The 19,145-nt window shown below is 49.2% G+C and carries 18 protein-coding genes, 2 pseudogenes and 1 other annotated feature; of the genes and pseudogenes, 12 read left to right on the top strand and 8 right to left on the bottom strand.

What is annotated here, in order from left to right:
- The first annotated feature begins 315 nt into the window (after positions 1 to 315).
- Positions 316 to 1,374 carry an acyltransferase gene (locus tag FH968_RS16395; RefSeq protein ID WP_139881469.1) on the top strand — a complete coding sequence of 353 codons (1,059 nt, stop codon included), beginning with the start codon at positions 316 to 318 and terminating at the stop codon, positions 1,372 to 1,374.
- Positions 1,375 to 1,593: 219 nt separating this feature from the next.
- Here FH968_RS16395 and FH968_RS16390 read toward each other — a convergent pair.
- Positions 1,594 to 2,765, bottom strand: a protein-coding gene (locus FH968_RS16390) for an IS3 family transposase (RefSeq protein ID WP_139881466.1) whose coding sequence is annotated in 2 segments (ribosomal slippage) — positions 1,594 to 2,507 and positions 2,507 to 2,765 — 1,173 coding nt in all. Because the reading frame shifts where the segments join, the coding sequence is not laid out codon by codon here.
- Positions 2,766 to 3,142: 377 nt separating this feature from the next.
- Between FH968_RS16390 and FH968_RS16385 the strand changes: the two are divergent.
- A pseudogene (locus tag FH968_RS16385) lies at positions 3,143 to 3,331 on the top strand (transposase); the annotation flags it as partial.
- Here the strand turns inward: FH968_RS16385 and FH968_RS16380 are convergent.
- Positions 3,319 to 3,916 (bottom strand): annotated as a pseudogene (locus tag FH968_RS16380) (integrase arm-type DNA-binding domain-containing protein); the annotation flags it as partial. The pseudogenes FH968_RS16385 and FH968_RS16380 sit on opposite strands and share 13 nt — an antisense overlap.
- Positions 3,917 to 4,096: 180 nt before the next feature.
- Between FH968_RS16380 and sbcB the strand changes: the two are divergent.
- Positions 4,097 to 5,524 carry an exodeoxyribonuclease I gene (sbcB, locus tag FH968_RS16375; protein ID WP_139881464.1) on the top strand — a complete coding sequence of 476 codons (1,428 nt, stop codon included), beginning with the start codon at positions 4,097 to 4,099 and terminating at the stop codon, positions 5,522 to 5,524.
- 121 nt (positions 5,525 to 5,645) lie between these two features.
- Here sbcB and FH968_RS16370 read toward each other — a convergent pair whose 3' ends face one another.
- The 5 genes from FH968_RS16370 to FH968_RS16350 all read right to left on the bottom strand — a co-directional run bounded on the left by FH968_RS16370 (position 5,646) and on the right by FH968_RS16350 (position 10,435).
- Complete coding sequence (locus FH968_RS16370) at positions 5,646 to 7,010, bottom strand: APC family permease (RefSeq protein WP_139881461.1); 1,365 nt, start codon at positions 7,008 to 7,010, stop codon at positions 5,646 to 5,648.
- Complete coding sequence (gene yoeI, locus FH968_RS24185; protein ID WP_139881541.1) at positions 7,000 to 7,062, bottom strand: membrane protein YoeI; 63 nt, start codon at positions 7,060 to 7,062, stop codon at positions 7,000 to 7,002. Before yoeI ends, FH968_RS16370 begins: the two co-directional genes overlap by 11 nt.
- A gap of 154 nt (positions 7,063 to 7,216) precedes the next feature.
- A complete protein-coding gene (gene gabT / locus FH968_RS16360) occupies positions 7,217 to 8,515 on the bottom strand; it encodes a 4-aminobutyrate--2-oxoglutarate transaminase (RefSeq protein ID WP_139881457.1) in 1,299 nt (432 codons plus the stop codon).
- Positions 8,516 to 8,654: 139 nt separating this feature from the next.
- A complete protein-coding gene (locus FH968_RS16355) occupies positions 8,655 to 9,569 on the bottom strand; it encodes a LysR substrate-binding domain-containing protein (RefSeq protein ID WP_139881453.1) in 915 nt (304 codons plus the stop codon).
- Positions 9,570 to 9,607: 38 nt separating this feature from the next.
- Positions 9,608 to 10,435, bottom strand: a complete 828-nt coding sequence (locus FH968_RS16350; RefSeq protein ID WP_139881449.1) for an SDR family oxidoreductase — start codon at positions 10,433 to 10,435, stop codon at positions 9,608 to 9,610.
- A gap of 200 nt (positions 10,436 to 10,635) precedes the next feature.
- Here FH968_RS16350 and hisL point away from each other — a divergent pair, with 200 nt between their 5' ends.
- The 9 genes from hisL to hisIE all read left to right on the top strand — a co-directional run bounded on the left by hisL (position 10,636) and on the right by hisIE (position 17,872).
- The gene (hisL, locus tag FH968_RS16345; RefSeq protein ID WP_139881539.1) at positions 10,636 to 10,686 is read left to right on the top strand and encodes a his operon leader peptide; all 51 of its coding nucleotides are present in this window, start codon (positions 10,636 to 10,638) and stop codon (positions 10,684 to 10,686) included.
- Positions 10,662 to 10,784 (top strand) — a sequence feature (His leader region). (Overlaps the previous gene by 25 nt.)
- Before the next feature lie 37 nt (positions 10,785 to 10,821).
- Complete coding sequence (gene hisG, locus FH968_RS16340; protein ID WP_139881446.1) at positions 10,822 to 11,721, top strand: ATP phosphoribosyltransferase; 900 nt, start codon at positions 10,822 to 10,824, stop codon at positions 11,719 to 11,721.
- Between the two features lie 4 nt (positions 11,722 to 11,725).
- Positions 11,726 to 13,033, top strand: coding sequence for a histidinol dehydrogenase (gene hisD, locus FH968_RS16335; RefSeq protein WP_139881442.1), 1,308 nt, complete (start codon positions 11,726 to 11,728; stop codon positions 13,031 to 13,033).
- Positions 13,030 to 14,112, top strand: a complete 1,083-nt coding sequence (gene hisC, locus FH968_RS16330) for a histidinol-phosphate transaminase (RefSeq protein ID WP_139881437.1) — start codon at positions 13,030 to 13,032, stop codon at positions 14,110 to 14,112. Before hisD ends, hisC begins: the two co-directional genes overlap by 4 nt.
- Positions 14,109 to 15,176 (top strand): bifunctional histidinol-phosphatase/imidazoleglycerol-phosphate dehydratase HisB, encoded by a 1,068-nt coding sequence (gene hisB / locus FH968_RS16325; RefSeq protein WP_139881433.1) that lies wholly within the window; start codon positions 14,109 to 14,111, stop codon positions 15,174 to 15,176. Before hisC ends, hisB begins: the two co-directional genes overlap by 4 nt.
- Positions 15,176 to 15,766 (top strand): imidazole glycerol phosphate synthase subunit HisH, encoded by a 591-nt coding sequence (gene hisH, locus FH968_RS16320; RefSeq protein ID WP_139881432.1) that lies wholly within the window; start codon positions 15,176 to 15,178, stop codon positions 15,764 to 15,766. Before hisB ends, hisH begins: the two co-directional genes overlap by 1 nt.
- A gap of 5 nt (positions 15,767 to 15,771) precedes the next feature.
- The gene (gene hisA / locus FH968_RS16315; RefSeq protein WP_139881431.1) at positions 15,772 to 16,509 is read left to right on the top strand and encodes a 1-(5-phosphoribosyl)-5-[(5-phosphoribosylamino)methylideneamino]imidazole-4-carboxamide isomerase; all 738 of its coding nucleotides are present in this window, start codon (positions 15,772 to 15,774) and stop codon (positions 16,507 to 16,509) included.
- Entirely contained in the window at positions 16,491 to 17,267 is a 777-nt protein-coding gene (gene hisF, locus FH968_RS16310; RefSeq protein WP_139881430.1) for an imidazole glycerol phosphate synthase subunit HisF, read from the top strand. The genes hisA and hisF overlap by 19 nt, the downstream gene beginning before the upstream one ends.
- Positions 17,261 to 17,872: a bifunctional phosphoribosyl-AMP cyclohydrolase/phosphoribosyl-ATP diphosphatase HisIE gene (hisIE, locus tag FH968_RS16305; protein WP_139881429.1), complete on the top strand. Its 612-nt coding sequence runs from the start codon at positions 17,261 to 17,263 to the stop codon at positions 17,870 to 17,872. Before hisF ends, hisIE begins: the two co-directional genes overlap by 7 nt.
- 62 nt (positions 17,873 to 17,934) lie before the next feature.
- Here the strand turns inward: hisIE and wzzB are convergent, their stop codons facing one another.
- Entirely contained in the window at positions 17,935 to 18,930 is a 996-nt protein-coding gene (gene wzzB / locus FH968_RS16300; protein WP_139881427.1) for an LPS O-antigen chain length determinant protein WzzB, read from the bottom strand.
- Positions 18,931 to 19,145 lie beyond the last annotated feature (215 nt).

The raw sequence follows: 19,145 nt of genomic DNA, 5'->3' as shown, positions 1-19,145 counted from the left end.
ACGAGATGCATACATCATCTCCTATATTGATGAAAACGCTCACAGTGAGTCTGAAAAGAGCGCAATGGTGGATGCTATTATCAAAGTAACCTACGGCGTTCCATGATCAGGTGTAAGCAAGGCCAATGCCCATTGAGCAGCGCCACAGTATCTGTGGCGATAAATGACTTGAATAAACCCAATCAAAAGCCCACCTGAGTGGGCGTTTGATACAGGATAGAATGCCTTCACATTCCCAGGTATCTAAATGGAGAAATTCTTAATTTGATGTTAAGCTTGGTTTTTAATTTTTAATCAAGATATTTCTTATATCTCATGAAACAGACTACTCTTAAGCCAACGCGGCTAGACAACGTAACAATACTACGCTTCATAGCAGCGCTATATGTTTTCCTATACCACGCCAACGCAAGGATTCATATTGACTTCGAATGGCCAATAAACTGGATTATCTCAAATGGTGCTGTTGGGATGAGCCTTTTCTTTGTTTTGTCTGGATTTATACTAACCTACACTTATGGTGATACTGTTGGTGTTGGATACTTTAAAAAACGCCTGAACAGGATATTCCCTGCATATTTATTTTGTGGGTTAATCACACTTCCGTTCCTGTTTATGCAATCAGGGATGTCTACTACTGGGATTGTAAAGTCTATAACTTCAATTTTCCTCTACACGACAGCGACACAGTCCTGGGTAACTCCAAGTTTTTTTTACTGGAACTTCGGTGGAACATGGTCAGTTTCTACTGAAATGTTCTTTTATGCTTGTTTCCCACTTATATTAAAGAATATCAATAGGGATAACATACATTTAGTTACAATGGCAGCCATCGCTTTTTGCGGTCTTATCATACCACTTTCTCTTGTGTATAACCCTGAGATTCAAATACCTATTTATTATGCAACCCCAATATACAGGTTGCCTGAATTTATCCTCGGTATTGTTGCGGCTAAGTATATGCAATATGGACTAAAGATAAAATGGCCTCATACTTTAATTGCTCTTGCAATCTTGCTGGTCGCAACTTCGTTCCCTATGAAGGGATACATGCAACATAATATTGTTATTGTCCCAGCAATCGCACTGATTCTTGTTGGCATAGCTCAAATGAATACACACAAGGCCTTTAAACCTTTTGTATGGATGGGCGAAATAAGCTACTCATTTTATTTAATGCAGTGTGCTGGCTTTATGTTCTTCGATTACATAAAACCTTCATTCATATATAACAATGGGTTATTCGGTTGGTTAATTCTCTATGTGATATTCACGATTGCAGCACAATTCTCATACTCATTGTTTGAGAAAAGGAATATTGTAAAGCTGGCATTTAGAAAACTGGCTGGCTCTGAGATTAAAAGGGTGGCATAACCCGCCCCCAAGTTTATGGAGTGATATATGTATAATTACTCTTTATTCTTGATGTCGCGGCATAGCTATATAAATTTGCTCTGCCGCATAATCCTAACTCCCCCCTGTTCATGCGATGGCCTGTAACATAAATGGTTGCAGCGCTGGTTGTTGTGCTGCCGATCTCAACCACAATAAAGGAACTGCTTGTTTCCACTCCAGAGACAGCAACAGAATATGTTATCTCTTTCCACTCACCACCTGACCTGCCCCCAGGATTAGATACAACCTTAAGTTAGTAATGTCGGTTGGTTTTTCTTCATATTTCCCGTTTCGCCAGCCAGCCGCAAATTCAGCTGGAGTCTGGTAATTCAGCGATGAATGAGGACGGCACTCGTTATAATCTTGTCGCCAGTTATTAATGATTTTCCTAGCGTGAACAATATCACTGAACCAGTGCTCATTCAGGCATTCATCGCGAAAGCGTCCGTTAAAACTCTCAATAAATCCGTTCTGGGTCGGCTTGCCCGGCTGGATAAGTCGCAGCTCCACGCCATGCTCAAAGGCCCATTGATCCAATGCGCGGCAGGTAAATTCCGGCCCCTGATCGGTTCTTATCGTCGCCGGATAGCCGCGAAACAGTGCAATGCTGTCCAGAATACGCGTGACCTGCACGCCTGAAATCCCGAAAGCGGCGGTAATCGTCAGGCACTCTTTCGTGAAATCATCCACGCAGGTCAGACACTTGATCCTGCGACCGGTGGCCAGTGCGTCCATGACGAAATCCATCGACCAAGTCAGGTTCGGCGCATCTGGGCGCAGAAGGGGAAACCGCTCGGTCGCCAGCCCTTTGCGACGTCGTCTGCGTTTTACGCTCAGGCCGTTAAGGTGGTAAATGCGGTATACCCGCTTGTGATTGACGTGAACGCCCTCCCGACGCAGTAACTGCCAGATGCGCCTGTAACCAAAACGCCTGCGTTCAAGCGCCAGTTCAGTGATGCGCCCTAATAAATGCGCATCCGACGCCGGACGCTGCGCTTCATAGCGGCAGGTCGACAGGGACAAACCTGTCAGCCTGCAGGCACGACGTTGCGACAGACCGGTCGCACCACATATCAACTCCACGGCTTCCCGCTTCTGGTCTGTCGTCAGTACTTTCGCCCAAGAACCACCTGAAGCGCCTCCTTATCGAGCATGGCTTCGGCGAGCAGCTTCTTGAGTCGGGCGTTCTCTTCTTCAAGCGACTTCAGGCGCTTAACCTCAGGCACTTCCATACCGCCATACTTCTTACGCCAGGTGTAAAACGTGGCATCGGAAATGGCGTGCTTGCGGCAGAGTTCACGGGCAGATACCCCGGCTTCAGCCTCGCGGAGAATACTGATGATCTGTTGGTCGGAAAAACGCTTCTTCATGGGGATGTCCTCACGTTGCAGATGAAGACATTACTAACATCGGGGTGTACTAATCAACGGGGAGCAGGTCACACCGCCTACAAATGATTTAGCAAGTAACGCTGTCCTCGCGCCATTATCATTAGCAACATAAATGTTAACGTTGAATGTTTGCTAAGAACTTGCATTATAAAGTGCCTATATAGTAACAACCTCGCCATTGACCAGGTCGGCCCTTGGATGTTCGTATATTAAAGATGTATTAGCACCTATGCCGCTACTAATCGAGGCAATATAACGACTCATGCGCAGATTTTGCTGCGGACTTCCAGAGATCTTACCCAGCAATAGTGGACACGGAACTAAGTGAGTAAACTCTTAACCCAGAGGTAGCTCACATAACAAAAGCAGCATTAATCAAAAAACAGTCCCGCAAGCAGTACACACCTGAATTTCGTCACGAAGCTCTGAAGCTCGCTGAACGCATTGGTGTTGCTGCCGCTGCCCGCGAACTCAGTTTGTATGAGTCACAACTCTATGCCTGGCGCAGCAAACAGCAGAGTCAGCATTCCTCTTCCGAGCGAGAACCAAAGTCACGTGGCTGGATACTCATAATTGAGCAGCTATCGATAACTTGACGCCTCATGCACCAACTAATCGCGGAGCGAAGCTGTGACAGCATTTGCCTGGCGCGGCGGCTATTGGCTTTCTCTTCCTGAGTGAACAGGTCAACCCATTGCTTAACCATTACCGAACCAACGGATCTGCCGGGGAAGGCGTCATGCATATGTTTGATGACCGTTGACTGGTAAAGCTGAACGGTGTTCGGCCTTAGCGTTGCTTTAACGTAATTATCTTCCCAATAATCCAGGCAATCAGCAAGGGTCATTGATTCACTAGCGGAGTTTTCAAAGTGAGTGCGGGGGGTCTATACCTTTGTCGTACAGCACTCGGAGATCTGCGGTTATGTTCCTTGCCTCTTTAAGCTGCATTGCAGGGTATCGGCCCAGACTTAACCTTTGTGCTTTCGAGTCCCATCGATACCGGTACTGAAAGCGAATCACTCCGTTGGGGGAAATTCGCGCGCCGAGCCCGTCAGCATCCGATACTTCTTGCGGGCCTGAATATGGTTTACCATGTATAGAACGAAGTTTAGTGTCGCTGAGAGCCATAATAATATTTGGTACGCATCAGAAAGTGGGTTTGGTACATATCTGGTACGCAATATCACATGGACTAAAGTGGGCAGTAAACAACATTAAGGAGCATAGATTGACGTATGAAGGGGTTATTTAGTGATTATTCAGTTTAATAACAGTACGTTAGACAACACAATTGGACGGAAATAAACATTGAATAACTCAGAGAAACAACCTACCTTCCTCTTTCATGATTACGAAACCTTCGGTAAAAGTCCGTCCCTCGACCGCCCTGCACAATTTGCTGCTATTCGTACCGATGACCAATTTAATGTTATTGGTGAGCCAGAGGTATTTTACTGCAAACCTGCGGATGACTATTTGCCACAGCCTGAAGCGGTAATGATCACCGGTATTACACCCCAGCAAGCATTAGCGCTTGGCGTTAATGAAGCCGACTTTGCGAAGCGCATTCACGATATTTTTACCGTGCCGAAAACTTGCGTGGTGGGCTACAACAATGTGCGTTTCGATGACGAAGTCACGCGCAATATTTTCTATCGTAACTTTTATGACCCGTATGGCTGGAGCTGGCAGAACGATAACTCACGCTGGGATTTACTCGATGTTATGCGTGCCTGCTATGCGCTGCGTCCGGAAGGGATTGTGTGGCCTGAGAATGATGAAGGTTTGCCGAGTTTCCGCCTTGAGCATCTGACGAAAGCCAACGGTATTGAACATGCCAATGCACACGATGCAATGTCAGACGTTTACGCAACTATCGCGATGGCACAACTGGTCAAGACTCGCCAACCGCGCCTGTTTGATTATCTCTATAGCCATCGCTCAAAACACAAACTCACCACCCTGATTGATATCCCGCAGATGAAACCGCTGGTGCACGTTTCGGGGATGTTCGGCGCTATGCGCGGTAATACCAGTTGGATTGCGCCGCTGGCCTGGCATCCTGATAACCGTAATGCGGTGATCATGGTCGATTTGGCGGGCGATATTTCCCCATTATTGGAACTGGATCCCGACACATTACGTGAGCGTTTATACACACCCAAAGCCGCACTTGGCGATGCCGCAGCAGTCCCCATCAAACTGGTTCACTTAAATAAATGCCCGGTTCTGGCGGTAGCGAATACATTGCGCCCGGAAGATGCAGAGCGTTTGGGAATCGATCGTAAACGTTGTCTGGATAATCTGAAGCTGTTGCGCGAAAACCCTGTCGTGCGTGAAAAAGCCATCGCAATCTTTGCCGAAGCCGAGCCGTTTGTGCCTTCCGATAATGTGGATGCGCAACTGTATAACGGTTTTTTCAGTGATGCCGACCGTAACGCGATGCGCATCGTGCTGCAAACTGATCCACAAAACCTGCCAGCGCTAGATATTACCTTCGCCGATAAACGCATTGAGAAATTGCTGTTTAACTATAGGGCACGTAACTTCCCTGGCACGCTTGATGAAGCTGAACAGCAACGCTGGTTGCAGCATCGCCGTGATGTATTATCTCAGGATGCGCTGCAAGCTTATGCCCAAGAGTTGGAAGCGTTGTATAACCTGCATGAAAGCGATAAAGAAAAGACAGCGTTGCTGAAAGCCCTGTATGAATACGCACAGTTTTTAGTGGGATAAGAGTTATAAAAAGATGCCCGAACAGGCGAAAACAGGTGGATGTCGCTTGCGCTAATCCACCCTACAACAGCTTTTAGTAGGTCGGATTAGCGTTAGCGACATCCGACATTTACCTGGGTTCTTACGCTAAGTCTTCGTTGAATTGCGGAACCGGGTTGCGGAAGCGACGCGTCACGAAGGCCAGATAAGTCAGGCCGATTGCCGCCCAAATCAGGCCCAGAATCATCGAGCTTTCTTCCAGGTTAACCCACAATGCACCGACAGTCAGCGCGCCACAAATTGGCAGCACCAGATAGTTGATGTGATCTTTGATGGACTTATTACGCTTTTCGCGGATCCAGAACTGGGAGATCACTGACAGGTTTACGAAGGTAAACGCCACCAGCGCACCGAAGTTAATCAGCGCCGTTGCTGTCACCAGGTCAAACTTAACCGCAAACAGAGCAATGATACCCACCAGCACAACGTTCAGAGCCGGGGTGCGCCATTTCGGGTGAATGTAACCGAAGAAACGCTCCGGGAACACACCATCACGACCCATGACATACATCAGGCGAGATACGCCAGCATGTGCTGCCATGCCAGAAGCCAGAACGGTGACACAGGAGAAAATCAGAATGCCAAACTGGAAGGCTTTGCCTGCCACGTAGAGCATAATTTCTGGCTGTGATGCGTCCGGTTCTTTAAAGCGTGAGATGTCCGGGAAATACAGTTGCAGGAAGTAAGACACAACAACGAAAATCACACCGCCAATCAGAGCGGTCAGGAAAATCGCTTTCGGGATGACACGGCCTGCATCTTTAGTTTCTTCTGACAGCGAACTGATACCGTCAAAACCAAGGAACGAGAAGCACAGTATCGTCGCACCGGTAATCATCGGCACTACGTTGGCATTCTCCGACCAGAATGGTTTTGTACTGGTCAACGTGCCAGCACCTTCGCCGTTTGCAACGCCGTAAATCACCAGGCCGGTAATCACAACGATGACAAACATCTGCAACACAACAATCAAACTGTTGAAGTTGGCTACAGTTTTGATGCCGCGCAGGTTAGAGATAGTCATAAAGCCAACTAGCAACACCACGAAAATCCACGACGGGATAGACGGCACCAGGGCTTCAAAATAGATTTTTGCCAGCAGAATGTTGATCATCGGCATGAACAAATAATCAAGCAGCGCTGACCAGCCCACCATAAAGCCAACCACTGGGTGGATTGCTTTTTGAGCGTAGGTATAAGCGGAACCCGCAGATGGGAAGCGGCGTACTAGCTTTCCATAACTTAACGCGGTGAACAAAATTGCCACAAGGGCAAACGCGTAAGCCGTCGCGACATGTCCGTCGGTAAGGCCAGATACAATACCAAATGTATCGAACAAGGTCATAGGCTGCATATAAGCCAGACCCATCATAACAACCGGAAGGAGCGTCAGGCTCTTACGGAGTTCAACACGAGATTTTGCACCTGCAGTGACGTTAAGCGACATAGTCATTCTCCCAAATGGCGAATACATGCGCAAAAGCAAAAAATTGCCCCATCTTGTTTTCCTCGGCGACACAACTGTCGTTTTTTAAAAGCTAGTATCTATCCGGTACGAAGCCCGGCCTCTTGGTTTTTTTGGCGGATGCCTGTTTGACTACTTGAACTCAATGCAAAAAAATAACCGACGCGTTTAACGTCGGTTTTTTGTTCTCATTTAGTGAGGCGCGTATTTTGCACCAATTCGAGGCAGGATGACAAGATGTTGAGGCCTTCATTAACAATTTCTTTTTCAGCGGTTAATGGAACGAGGAAACGGATAACATTAGCACGCACACCACAGGACAATAAAACCAGCCCTTGCTTGCCCGCTTCTTTCACAAGCTCCTGAGTTAATTCTTTATTTGGACGGTGGCTATCACGCTTCTCAACCAGCTCCATCGCAATCATTGCGCCGTAACCACGCACATCGCCAATGCAGTCAAATTGCTCTGCCATTTCCTTTAGACGATGGGTGATTTGCTCACCAATAGCCTGGGCGCGTTCATTGAGATTTTCGTTCTTAATCACATCCGTAACAGCCAGCGCTGCGGCAATCGCTACCGGAGAACCTGCGTAAGTGCCGCCAAGGCCACCAGGCATCGCTTTATCGAACAGTGATTTCTTGCCGACAAGCGCGGAAAGAGGGAATCCACCCGCCAGACTTTTCGCCATGGTGACGAGATCAGGTTCCACATCGCTATGTTCAATGGCGAAGGTTTTGCCAGTGCGGCAAAAACCACTCTGAATTTCATCCGCAATCAGCACAATACCGTGCTTATCACACAGCGCCCGTAGCTGTTTCATAAATGAAGGAGATGCCGCATAGAAGCCCCCTTCCCCTTGCACCGGCTCAATAATGATGGCGGCCACTTCATCGGGTGCGACATCCGCGGCAAAAATTCCAGCCAACGAGGCCAGCGCTTGAGTGTCAGTCACCCCAAGATAAGCCGCCGGATAAGGCGCGTGGTAAATTCCAGCCGGGAATGGGCCATAGCCCTTTTTATACGGCTGAACTTTGCCAGTTAAAGCCATTCCTAGCAGAGTTCGCCCGTGGAAGGCGCCTCGAAACGCGATAATAGCCGAGCGCCCTGTTGCAATTCGCGCCACTTTAATCGCATTTTCAACCGCCTCCGCACCAGTGGTGAGGAACAGTGTCTGACAGGGTTCACTGATTGGCACCAGTTTATTCAACCGTTCAGCAAGCTCAATATAGTTGCCGTAGGGTGTGACCTGGAAACAAGGATGGGTAAACTTTTCAAGCTGTTGACGCACAGCGTCAATGACTGCGGGATGGTTATGCCCGGTATTTAGCACCGCAATACCAGAAGCAAAATCAATATAGCGTTTGCCCTCAACATCCCAAATCTCTGCATTTTTTGCTTTTTCGATATATACCGGCAATGCATTGCCGACCCCATGGGGAACGGCTTGCTCACGCCGCGACTGCCATTGCTGATTGGTTTGCTTCATACAGACTCCTTGCGCACAAAAAACCTCTACAAAACAATGTAGAGGAGAAAATTTAAACGCGAAGACACTTTAAGAAGAGAATTTGTCCCATCATTAACGATAGATGTGACAATTAGGCTCTGCCAGTCGCCCATCTGTATTATTTTTGCGAGGTTCCGTACACCACGGCGATTTCAGGATTAGTAACGATTTGCTCGCGCCACCATTCGCTGGCAAGCCCGGCGGTTTGCTCGTTCCAGCCAATCCAAACCGGTACAAAAGGCACATGGGAAGTCACTTGTTTTTCCACCAGCACGCCGCTTTCAATAAAGCGCTGAGCCATGTAACGGGGAACGTAACCGCAGCCAATACCGCTGATTTGCAGCTCGAGTTTGGTTTTAAAATCAAAAACAGTAATTGCGTCCTGATCTTCGAGTAAATGCATCGAACGCGATGGCTCCAGACGCGAAGTATCCCCCACAATTACCGCACGACTGCGTTTGATAATGCGGCGAGTTAACGGTTCTTCGGCGTCTGCAAGCGGGTGATGTGGAGCGACAACAAAAACGCTTTCAAGCTGGCCTAATAACGTAAACCCAAAACCACTCAACGATGGAGGATCACTCATCGCGCCAACAATAATGTCCGCGCGACCTTCGGTGAGCGCTTCCCATGAGCCTCCTAACACGCCGTTGATGAATTTCAAACGCGTCACGCTGTAACTTTTGTAGAAAGCTTCGATAAGGGGCGTCAGCAACGAGAAGGGAAACGAATCATCCACACCAATCACCAACTCGTTTTCCCACCCTTGATGAAGCTTGATGGCTTGCTGTTCCAGTTCGCGTACGGTATGCAGCACTTCGCGGCCTTTTTCCAGCAGAAGCTGACCCGTTCGCGTAAAACGCGCGCGGTGGCCGGAGCGGTCAAGGATTTGAATATTGAGATCGTTTTCGAGTTTTTGAACGGTATAACTGAGCGCGGAAGGCGTTTTAAAGAGCTTTGTTGCCGCCGCAGCAAAGCTCCCTTCTTTATCGAGGGTATCGAGAATTATCAGCACATCCAGCAGTGGTTTCATACTCGTTCCCGGGAGTCACGAGCAATGCCCCACAGTGGTTACTGCATGGGCATTACCAGCGGGTTTGGATACTGATATTCAAACCCAAGTTCGTTACAGATACGGTTGCCATCCACCAGCTTACCGTGGCCATTTTGTGCTTCAGTTCTAAAGACAGGGGCGTCGAGATTCATCTGACGCGCCATCAAAGAGTAGAACTCGGCACGCGTTGGGTGATCTGGCGCACATAAATTATAGATGTGCCCACCCTTTGGAGCCTGTAACAACAACGTAATTGCTGAAATAACATCTTCGAGATGCACCAGATTCACACCGTGCGCGCCATTCGCCACATCGGTTTTCCCCGCCAGAAAGCGCCCCGGATGGCGTTCCGGCCCGACTAAACCGGCCAGACGTAAAATATCCACTGACGTACCCGGCAAATCATGCAGCCAGGTTTCTAGTTCTTTAAGCACCCTGCCACTGGCGGTAACAGGCTCAAGCGGCGAGGTTTCTCTCACGGTTCCTTCCCTTTCACCATACACAGAGGTAGAACTGGTAAAAATAATGCGCGGAATATTATGCGCCAACGCACTGTCGACAATTTCTTGCACTGCTTGCAGGTAGAAATCGTCACCTTCGCCAGTTCGGCGGGCAGGCAGCGTTATGACCAAAGCATCCACATCGAGAAGCGCATCAAGATCGTCGCTGTCGCAAACCAGTTCCGGTGTCAGTTGCAATTGATAACTGTCTATTCCACTCATTCGCGCGGCTTCTACACCATCGAGAGTGGTTTTACTCCCTGTTACTTGCCAGCCTCGCGCCGATAAAGACATCGCCAGTGGCATTCCCAGCCACCCTAACCCGACAATCGCAACTTTTTTCATACCCTGGCTCCTGAATTGCAGCATATATCTCTGCTGCGCTTTGCATTCTCTGCATTAAGGCTACGCCACGATGGACGAACTGACAATCAGTGGTGCTAAACAGAATATTAATTGAGAGGATAAAAAGCCCTTGCACTCAATGGCGAATCTGGTTTAGGTTATTTGCACAGACAATGAATACTCATTCATACGAGAATTTTATGACACGCGTTCAATTTACTATCCACCATCATCACCATCACCCTGACTAGTCTTTCAGGCGATGTGTGCTGGAAGATGAAAAAATCTTCCACTGGTGCATGAACGAGTCAAAAAGCCCCCGGAAGATTACTTCCGGGGGCTTTTTTTTTGGACGTCAGACAAGAATTGATAAGAGGAACCCACCCATGTTAGACAACAACCGTTTACGCATAGCTATTCAAAAATCCGGGCGTTTGAGCGATGACTCACGCGAATTACTGGCTCGCTGCGGCATAAAAATTAACTTGCATACCCAGCGACTGATTGCCCTGGCAGAAAATATGCCAATCGATATTCTGCGTGTTCGTGATGACGATATCCCGGGGCTTGTGATGGACGGCGTCGTGGACCTCGGCATTATTGGTGAGAACGTGCTGGAAGAAGAGTTACTGAATCGCCGCGCTCAGGGCGAAGACCCACGTTACTTCACACTGCGTCGTCTTGATTTCGGTGGCTGTCGTTTTTCACTCGCCATCTCCGTCGATGACCCATGGGACGGCCCGGCAAGCCTTAACAATAAGCGCATTGCGACTTCTTACCCTCACATTCTTAAGCGCTACCTTGATAGTAAAGGTGTTCAGTTTAAGTCCTGCTTATTAAATGGTTCCGTTGAAGTCGCCCCACGCGCCGGTCTTGCTGATGCGATTTGCGACCTGGTTTCCACCGGAGCAACACTTGAAGCCAACGGCTTGCGTGAAGTTGAAGTGATTTATCGCTCCAAAGCGTGCCTGATTCAGCGCGATGGCGAAATGGCAGATGCCAAGCAACAGCTTATCGACAAACTGATGACACGTATTCAGGGCGTGATTCAGGCTCGTGAATCGAAATACATCATGTTGCATGCGCCAAGCGAGCGCCTGGACGAAATCGTGGCTCTGTTACCTGGCGCTGAACGCCCAACGATTCTGCCGCTGGCAGGTGAACAGCAGCGTGTGGCCATGCATATGGTGAGCAGCGAAACGCTGTTCTGGGAAACCATGGAGAAACTAAAAGCGCTGGGTGCCAGTTCGATTCTGGTGTTACCAATTGAGAAGATGATGGAGTAACACCATGGCAAACTTCAATACGTTGATTAACTGGAATGAGTGTGATGAAGCGGCACAACTTGCATTGCTGACCCGCCCGGCGATTTCAGCATCGGAAAGCATTACGCGCACAGTGGCTGAAATCCTTAATAATGTGAAAGCCAACGGCGATTCGGCATTGCGCGAATACAGTGCCAAATTCGATAAAACGATCGTTGCGAAAATAAAGGTCACCGACCAGGAAATTGCCGCAGCCGTCGATCGGTTAGGTACAGAGATTAAAGATGCGATGGCTGTCGCTGTCGCGAATATCGAAAAATTCCACGTTGCTCAGCAACTGGAAAATGTAGATATCGAAACCATGCCAGGCGTGCGTTGCCAGCAGGTCACTCGCCCCGTGGCTTCCGTCGGCCTATACATTCCTGGCGGTTCAGCTCCACTGTTTTCAACTGTATTGATGCTTGCCACCCCTGCAAAAATTGCCGGATGCAAAAAAGTAGTGCTTTGCTCACCGCCACCGATTGCCGATGAAATCTTGTATGCCGCACAACTCTGTGGCGTGCAGGAAGTGTTCCAGGTTGGCGGTGCACAGGCGATTGCTGCACTGGCGTTGGGCACCGAAAGTATTCCAAAAGTGGATAAAATCTTTGGACCCGGGAACGCCTTTGTCACCGAGGCAAAACGCCAGGTGAGTCAGCGCCTTGATGGCGCGGCAATCGACATGCCAGCGGGCCCTTCCGAAGTGCTGGTGATTGCCGATAGCGGTGCGACACCTGATTTTGTCGCATCCGATCTGTTATCTCAGGCCGAGCACGGCCCGGATTCACAAGTTATTTTGTTAACGCCGGATAATGCGATGGCACAGGCTGTTGCAAAAGCCGTCGAATGCCAGTTGGCAGCGTTACCGCGGGCTGAAACTGCTCGCAAGGCGTTGGAAAGCAGCCGTCTGATTGTCGCTCGCGATTTAGAGCAATGCATTGAGATTTCCAACCAGTATGGCCCGGAGCACCTGATTATTCAGACGCGTAATGCTCGCTCGCTGGTCGATAGTATTACCAGCGCCGGTTCGGTGTTCCTCGGTGACTGGTCACCGGAATCGGCTGGCGACTATGCGTCTGGCACAAACCACGTTTTGCCGACGTACGGTTACACCTCGACCTGTTCAAGCCTCGGTCTGGCCGATTTCCAGAAACGCATGACGGTTCAGGAATTATCACCACAAGGTTTCGCAAGTCTGGCTAAGACAATTGAAACTCTGGCGGCCGCCGAGCTGCTGGATGCCCATAAAAACGCCGTTACCCTGCGCGTTGCTGCGCTGAAGGAGATGCAATGAGCATTGAAGAGTTAGCCCGCGATAATGTCCGCGCCCTGACCCCTTACCAGTCGGCTCGCCGTCTGGGCGGCAATGGCGATGTGTGGTTGAATGCCAACGAATATCCCACTGCGATTGAGTATGAACTCACGCAACAAACGTTGAACCGCTATCCGGAATGTCAGCCAAAGTTGGTGATTGAACGCTACGCCGAATATGCCGGTGTAAAACCGGAGCAGGTATTGGTCAGTCGAGGTGCCGACGAAGGTATCGAGCTGTTAATCCGCGCGTTCTGCGAACCAGGTAAAGATGCGGTGCTTTACTGTCCGCCAACTTACGGTATGTATACCGTGAGTGCCGAGAGCTTCGGCGTTGAACGTCGTACCGTGCCAACACTTGAAAATTGGCAGCTCGATTTACCGGCCATTGCTGAAAATCTGGATGGCGTGAAAGTCATTTATGTTTGCAGCCCAAACAACCCAACCGGCCAGTTGATTAATCCGCAAGATTTCCGTGTGCTGCTTGAAATGGCGCGCGGCAAAGCGTTGGTCGTTGCAGACGAAGCCTACATTGAATTTTGCCCGCAGGCGACGCTGGCTGGCGGGTTAAACGAGTATCCGCATCTTGTTATCCTGCGCACACTTTCCAAAGCCTTTGCGTTGGCGGGATTACGCTGCGGCTTTACGCTGGCAAATGAAGAAGTGATTAATTTGCTGATGAAAGTCATCGCCCCTTACCCGCTCTCTACACCGGTTGCGGATATCGCAGCCCAGGCGTTAAGCCCACAGGGTATTAATGCGATGCGCGAGCGCGTGGCTGAAGTGTTGGTTAATCGTCAATACTTGATTACTGCACTCCAGGATGTCGACTGTGTAGAGCAAGTATTCGACTCCGAGACAAACTATGTTCTGGCACGCATCACAGCCTCAAGTGCTGTATTTAAATCTCTTTGGGATCAGGGCATTATCTTACGTGACCAGAATAAACAACCATCGTTAAGCGGCTGCCTGCGTATTACCGTCGGCACCCGTACTGAATGCGAGCGCACCATTGCTGCGCTGCGTGAACAACCCGGCCTGACGGCCACGGAGGGCGTGTGAGCCAGAAAATTCTTTTTATCGACCGTGACGGTACCCTGATTTCCGAACCACCTTCAGATTATCAGGTGGATCGCATGGATAAGCTGGCCTTTGAGCCTGCAGTGATCCCCGCCCTGCTGCAATTGCAAAAAGCAGGATACAAACTGGTGATGATCACAAATCAAGATGGTTTGGGTACTGATAGCTTCCCGCAAGCAGACTTCGACGGCCCGCATAACCTGATGATGCAAGTGTTTACCTCTCAGGGCATAAATTTTGATGACGTGCTGATTTGCCCGCATTTACCGGCAGACAACTGTGATTGCCGTAAGCCAAAACTGGCGATGGTGAAAGGTTATCTGGAAGAAGGCGTGCTGGATAAACCCAACAGCTATGTGATTGGCGATCGCGCAACGGATATCGAGCTTGCCGAAAACATGGGGATTCAAGGGTTACGCTACCATGGCGAAACTCTGAACTGGCCGACGATCAGCGAAAGGCTGACTAAACGTGACCGTTATGCCCACGTAGAACGTGCCACCAAAGAAACACAAATCGATGTACAAGTTTGGCTCGACCGCGAAGGCGGCAGCAAAATTAACACCGGTGTTGGCTTCTTCGACCACATGCTGGACCAGATTGCGACGCACGGTGGGTTCCGTATGGATATCAGCGTGAAAGGCGATCTTTATATTGATGATCACCACACAGTCGAAGACACGGGTCTGGCACTGGGAGAAGCACTGAAAATCGCTTTGGGCGACAAACGTGGTATTACGCGTTTCGGCTTTACGTTGCCGATGGACGAATGCCTGGCGCGTTGTGCGCTGGATATTTCTGGCCGCCCGCACCTCGAATATAAAGCCGAGTACAACTTCCAGCGCGTGGGTGATCTTAGCACTGAAATGGTTGAGCATTTCTTCCGCTCCCTTTCTTACACCATGGGCGTGACGCTGCACTTAAAAACCAAAGGCAAAAACGACCATCACCGTGTCGAAAGCCTATTTAAAGTCTTTGGCCGCACGCTGCGCCAGGCCATTCGCGTCGAAGGCGACACGCTACCCTCCTCAAAAGGAGTGTTGTAATGAACGTGGTGATTCTGGATACAGGATGCGCCAACCTGCACTCGGTGAAATCGGCTATCCAGCGCCACGGCTATGAGCCATTGGTGAGCCGTGACCCGGAGGTGGTACTGCTTGCCGATAAACTGTTTTTACCTGGCGTGGGAACCGCGCAGGCGGCGATGAATCAGATTCGTGAACGTGACCTTATTGAGCTCATTAAAGCCTGCACACAACCGGTGCTTGGCATCTGCCTTGGTATGCAACTGCTAGGTTCGCGCAGCGACGAAAGCAACGGCGTGGAAATGCTCGGCATCATTGATGAGCCAGTGTTGAAAATGGCCGACCATGGCTTGCCGTTGCCACATATGGGTTGGAACCGTGTCTATCCAAAAGCCAGTGACCGCTTGTTCCGTGGCATCGACGACGGTGATTACTTTTACTTTGTTCACAGCTACGCCATGCCAGTGTGTTCGAATACTATCGCGCAAGCCAGTTACGGCGAGGCTTTCACGGCTGCGGTGCAAAAAGATAACTTCTTCGGCGTACAATTCCACCCGGAACGCTCGGGTGCCGCCGGTGCAAAATTACTGAAAAATTTCCTGGAGATGTAAGCACCATGATTATTCCAGCTCTCGATTTAATTGACGGCACAGTGGTGCGCCTCCATCAAGGGGATTACGACCAACAACGCGATTACGGCAACGACCCGCTTCCGCGCTTGCAAGATTATGAAGCACAGGGTGCTCAGGTGTTGCATCTGGTCGATTTAACCGGGGCAAGAGACCCCGCTAAACGCCAGATCCCCCTGATTAAAACGCTGGTTGCGGGCGTCCATGTGCCGGTGCAAGTTGGCGGTGGCGTGCGTACTGAAGAAGACGTTGCCGCTCTGCTTAAAGCAGGTGTTGCTCGTGTAGTGGTTGGTTCAACGGCCGTGAAATCACCAGAAGTAGTCAAAGGCTGGTTTACCCGCTTTGGCGCAGATTCACTGGTACTAGCCCTTGATGTGCGCATCGACGAACAAGGTAACAAGCATGTTGCCGTCAGCGGCTGGCAAGAGGACTCCGGCGTGTCTTTGGAAGAACTGGTGGAAACTTATCTGCCAGTCGGACTCAAACATGTGCTGTGCACGGATATCTCCCGCGACGGGACGCTGGCTGGTTCTAACGTCTCGCTGTATGAAGAAGTTTGCGCACGTTTCCCGCAAGTGGCGTTCCAGTCTTCCGGCGGCATTGGCGACATCAACGATATCGCTGCTTTGCGTGGAACTGGCGTACAAGGTGTAATTGTCGGGCGCGCATTACTGGAAGGGAAATTCAACGTGACGGAGGCTATTTCATGCTGGCAAAACGGATAATTCCTTGCCTGGATGTACGCGACGGGCAGGTCGTTAAAGGTGTGCAGTTCCGCAACCATGAAATCATTGGTGACATCGTACCGTTGGCGCAACGTTATGCGGCAGAAGGTGCAGATGAGCTGGTGTTCTACGATATCACCGCATCAAGCGATGGTCGCGTAGTCGATAAAAGCTGGGTTTCACGCGTAGCAGAAGTAATCGACATCCCTTTCTGTGTGGCAGGCGGCATTAAGTCGATAGGAGATGCAGCGCAGATCCTCTCTTTTGGCGCGGATAAAATTTCCATCAACTCCCCTGCTCTGGCTGACCCGGAACTGATTACCCGTCTGGCCGATCGTTTTGGCGTGCAGTGTATTGTTGTCGGAATTGATACCTGGAGTGATTGCGAAACCGGGAAATATCATGTCAACCAATATACTGGCGACGAGACCCGCACGCGTGTAACAACGTGGGAAACCCTGGACTGGGTGCAGGAAGTTCAAAAGCGTGGAGCCGGGGAAATCGTTCTGAATATGATGAACCAGGATGGAGTGCGCAACGGTTACGATCTCGAGCAGTTGAAGAAAGTACGTGAAGTTTGCCACGTACCGCTGATTGCTTCGGGTGGCGCGGGAACGATGGAACACTTCCTGGAAGCATTCCGGGATGCAGATGTAGACGGCGCATTGGCAGCATCTGTGTTCCATAAACAAATTATTAATATTGGTGAGTTGAAACTGTATTTGGCTCAACAAGGCGTGGAGATAAGAGTGTGCTAACACAAGAGCAACGAGACCAACTGGACTGGGAAAAAACCGATGGTTTGATGCCTGTCATCGTCCAACACGCAAAATCTGGTGAAGTGTTGATGCTAGGGTACATGAACCCTGAAGCCTTGGCACAAACCATAGACAGTGGCAAAGTGACGTTCTTCTCGCGCACTAAGCAGCGTTTATGGACCAAAGGTGAAAGTTCCGGCAATTTCCTGAACGTGGTAAACATCGCACCAGATTGTGATAACGACACCTTGCTGGTGTTGGCGAACCCAATTGGCCCAACTTGCCATCTGGGCACGTCGAGTTGCTTTGGCGATGCCCATCACGACTGGCACTTCTTATATCAGCTCGAGCAACTATTGGCCTCGCGTAAGAGTGCTGATCCGGCGAGTTCATACACCGCGAAGTTGTATGCGAGTGGAACCAAGCGTATAGCTCAGAAAGTGGGTGAAGAAGGCGTTGAAACCGCATTAGCCGCGACCGTCAATGATCGCTTTGAGCTGAAGAATGAAGCTTCGGATTTGCTCTATCACCTGCTGGTGTTGTTGCAGGACCAGGATTTGGATTTAAGCGCGGTGATTGAGAATTTAAGGGAAAGGCATAAGTAGGGTTATCCAGATGTGAAAAAGGCCGCGAATGCGGCCTTTTCTTTTAATATTGCTCTCAGAGCTTAGACAACGGTTTTGTAGTTACGCAATGCTTTACGACCAAGAACCACACCCGAGCCAAGAATCAGACCAATCAAAGCCCCAAGTACTAAAGTCAGGCTTTTCTTCGGGCTATCACGGCGGATAGGCAAGCTTGGCTTCATCACGTAGCGGAAAGCATAAGTGGTATCAGGCTTGGATTTCAATGCGCTAATCGCCAACAATGATTGACGAGCATTGAAGTAAGAATCATCCAACGGCAGCGGGCGCGTCGACTCATTTTTAATGATGGAAGAAAGCGCATCGCTACCCAATACAAATAGAGTATCTTCGGACAGCGTCTCAGCCTGCTGAACCAGGGTGTTTTTGATATTGGATTGTTGCGCAACAATCAATGCCTGATTCAATATTTCCAAACGCTTATCTTTCTTCTCTTGAGCGATTTTCTCTTTGGTTACTAAATCGACTTTAAGATCGCCAACTTTTGAATCAATGCTGGTTTTCAAGTCATCATCAAGTTCGGTGACAACACGCTTGTTAATCTGCTGAATATAGTTAGTCAGTGTTTTTTGCGCTTCTGCTGCACTTTGAGCAACATAGGTCAACTTCAACGGAACTGGCTGTCCTTTAACAGATTCCTCGATGGTCAGTTTTTCGGGCTTTTCCTGATTATCTAACTGCTCAGATAATGCAGACAACGCCGAGTTAAAGCGGCCGAAGAAACGTTGTTGTATTTCTACAACTGTAGGAGCGCTGGCAGGATTTTGGCTATACAACACATCCATCGCATTATTATAGTTCGCTATTTGCCCAGAATCCGGCAATGTAATGATAGCTTCAGAGGTCCATTTCTCTTTAGCAACGAACAGATAGATAACGGCAAGGATCACAGCTGCAACAGTGAAGGCAATTATGGTGATTTTCCCTTTCCACAGCTGCATTAAAATATCAAATAAATCAATGGATTCAGATGAGTCACTAACGTGATCTCTGCCTGTATTGTTGTTGTATTGAGTCATGGCTACCCTAGAAAAGTTACTCACAATATGTGGTTTTTGCATGCATGATTATTGTATGCGAAATACTAAATTGAAAAACATATCTTTTTTCAATAAATATTAAAATCATCAATTATGTTGATTTTTTGTTAAAAACCACATTCCATCGGTCACTTTATCATGTTCAATTGAGAAAACCAGACGGTTAATCCGAAAAAAAACGGCCCTTAAAAGGG

The organism is Buttiauxella sp. B2 (genome assembly GCF_006376615.1).
In the GTDB taxonomy this organism is placed as follows: Bacteria; Pseudomonadota; Gammaproteobacteria; order Enterobacterales; family Enterobacteriaceae; genus Buttiauxella.
The sequence above is the reverse complement of the archived record's forward strand: the minus strand, read 5'-3'. Positions and strand labels throughout refer to the sequence as shown.

Coding starts and splice junctions, on each gene's coding strand:
- FH968_RS16370 (WP_139881461.1), bottom strand. CDS start 7,010: ATGTCGCTTAACGTCACTGCAGGTGCAAAATCTCGTGTTGAACTCCGT.
- hisF (WP_139881430.1), top strand. CDS start 16,491: ATGCTGGCAAAACGGATAATTCCTTGCCTGGATGTACGCGACGGGCAG.
- gabT (WP_139881457.1), bottom strand. CDS start 8,515: ATGAAGCAAACCAATCAGCAATGGCAGTCGCGGCGTGAGCAAGCCGTT.
- hisC (WP_139881437.1), top strand. CDS start 13,030: ATGAGCATTGAAGAGTTAGCCCGCGATAATGTCCGCGCCCTGACCCCT.
- hisA (WP_139881431.1), top strand. CDS start 15,772: ATGATTATTCCAGCTCTCGATTTAATTGACGGCACAGTGGTGCGCCTC.
- FH968_RS16350 (WP_139881449.1), bottom strand. CDS start 10,435: ATGAAAAAAGTTGCGATTGTCGGGTTAGGGTGGCTGGGAATGCCACTG.
- FH968_RS16355 (WP_139881453.1), bottom strand. CDS start 9,569: ATGAAACCACTGCTGGATGTGCTGATAATTCTCGATACCCTCGATAAA.
- FH968_RS16395 (WP_139881469.1), top strand. CDS start 316: ATGAAACAGACTACTCTTAAGCCAACGCGGCTAGACAACGTAACAATA.
- hisD (WP_139881442.1), top strand. CDS start 11,726: ATGGCAAACTTCAATACGTTGATTAACTGGAATGAGTGTGATGAAGCG.
- wzzB (WP_139881427.1), bottom strand. CDS start 18,930: ATGACTCAATACAACAACAATACAGGCAGAGATCACGTTAGTGACTCA.
- hisH (WP_139881432.1), top strand. CDS start 15,176: ATGAACGTGGTGATTCTGGATACAGGATGCGCCAACCTGCACTCGGTG.
- hisG (WP_139881446.1), top strand. CDS start 10,822: ATGTTAGACAACAACCGTTTACGCATAGCTATTCAAAAATCCGGGCGT.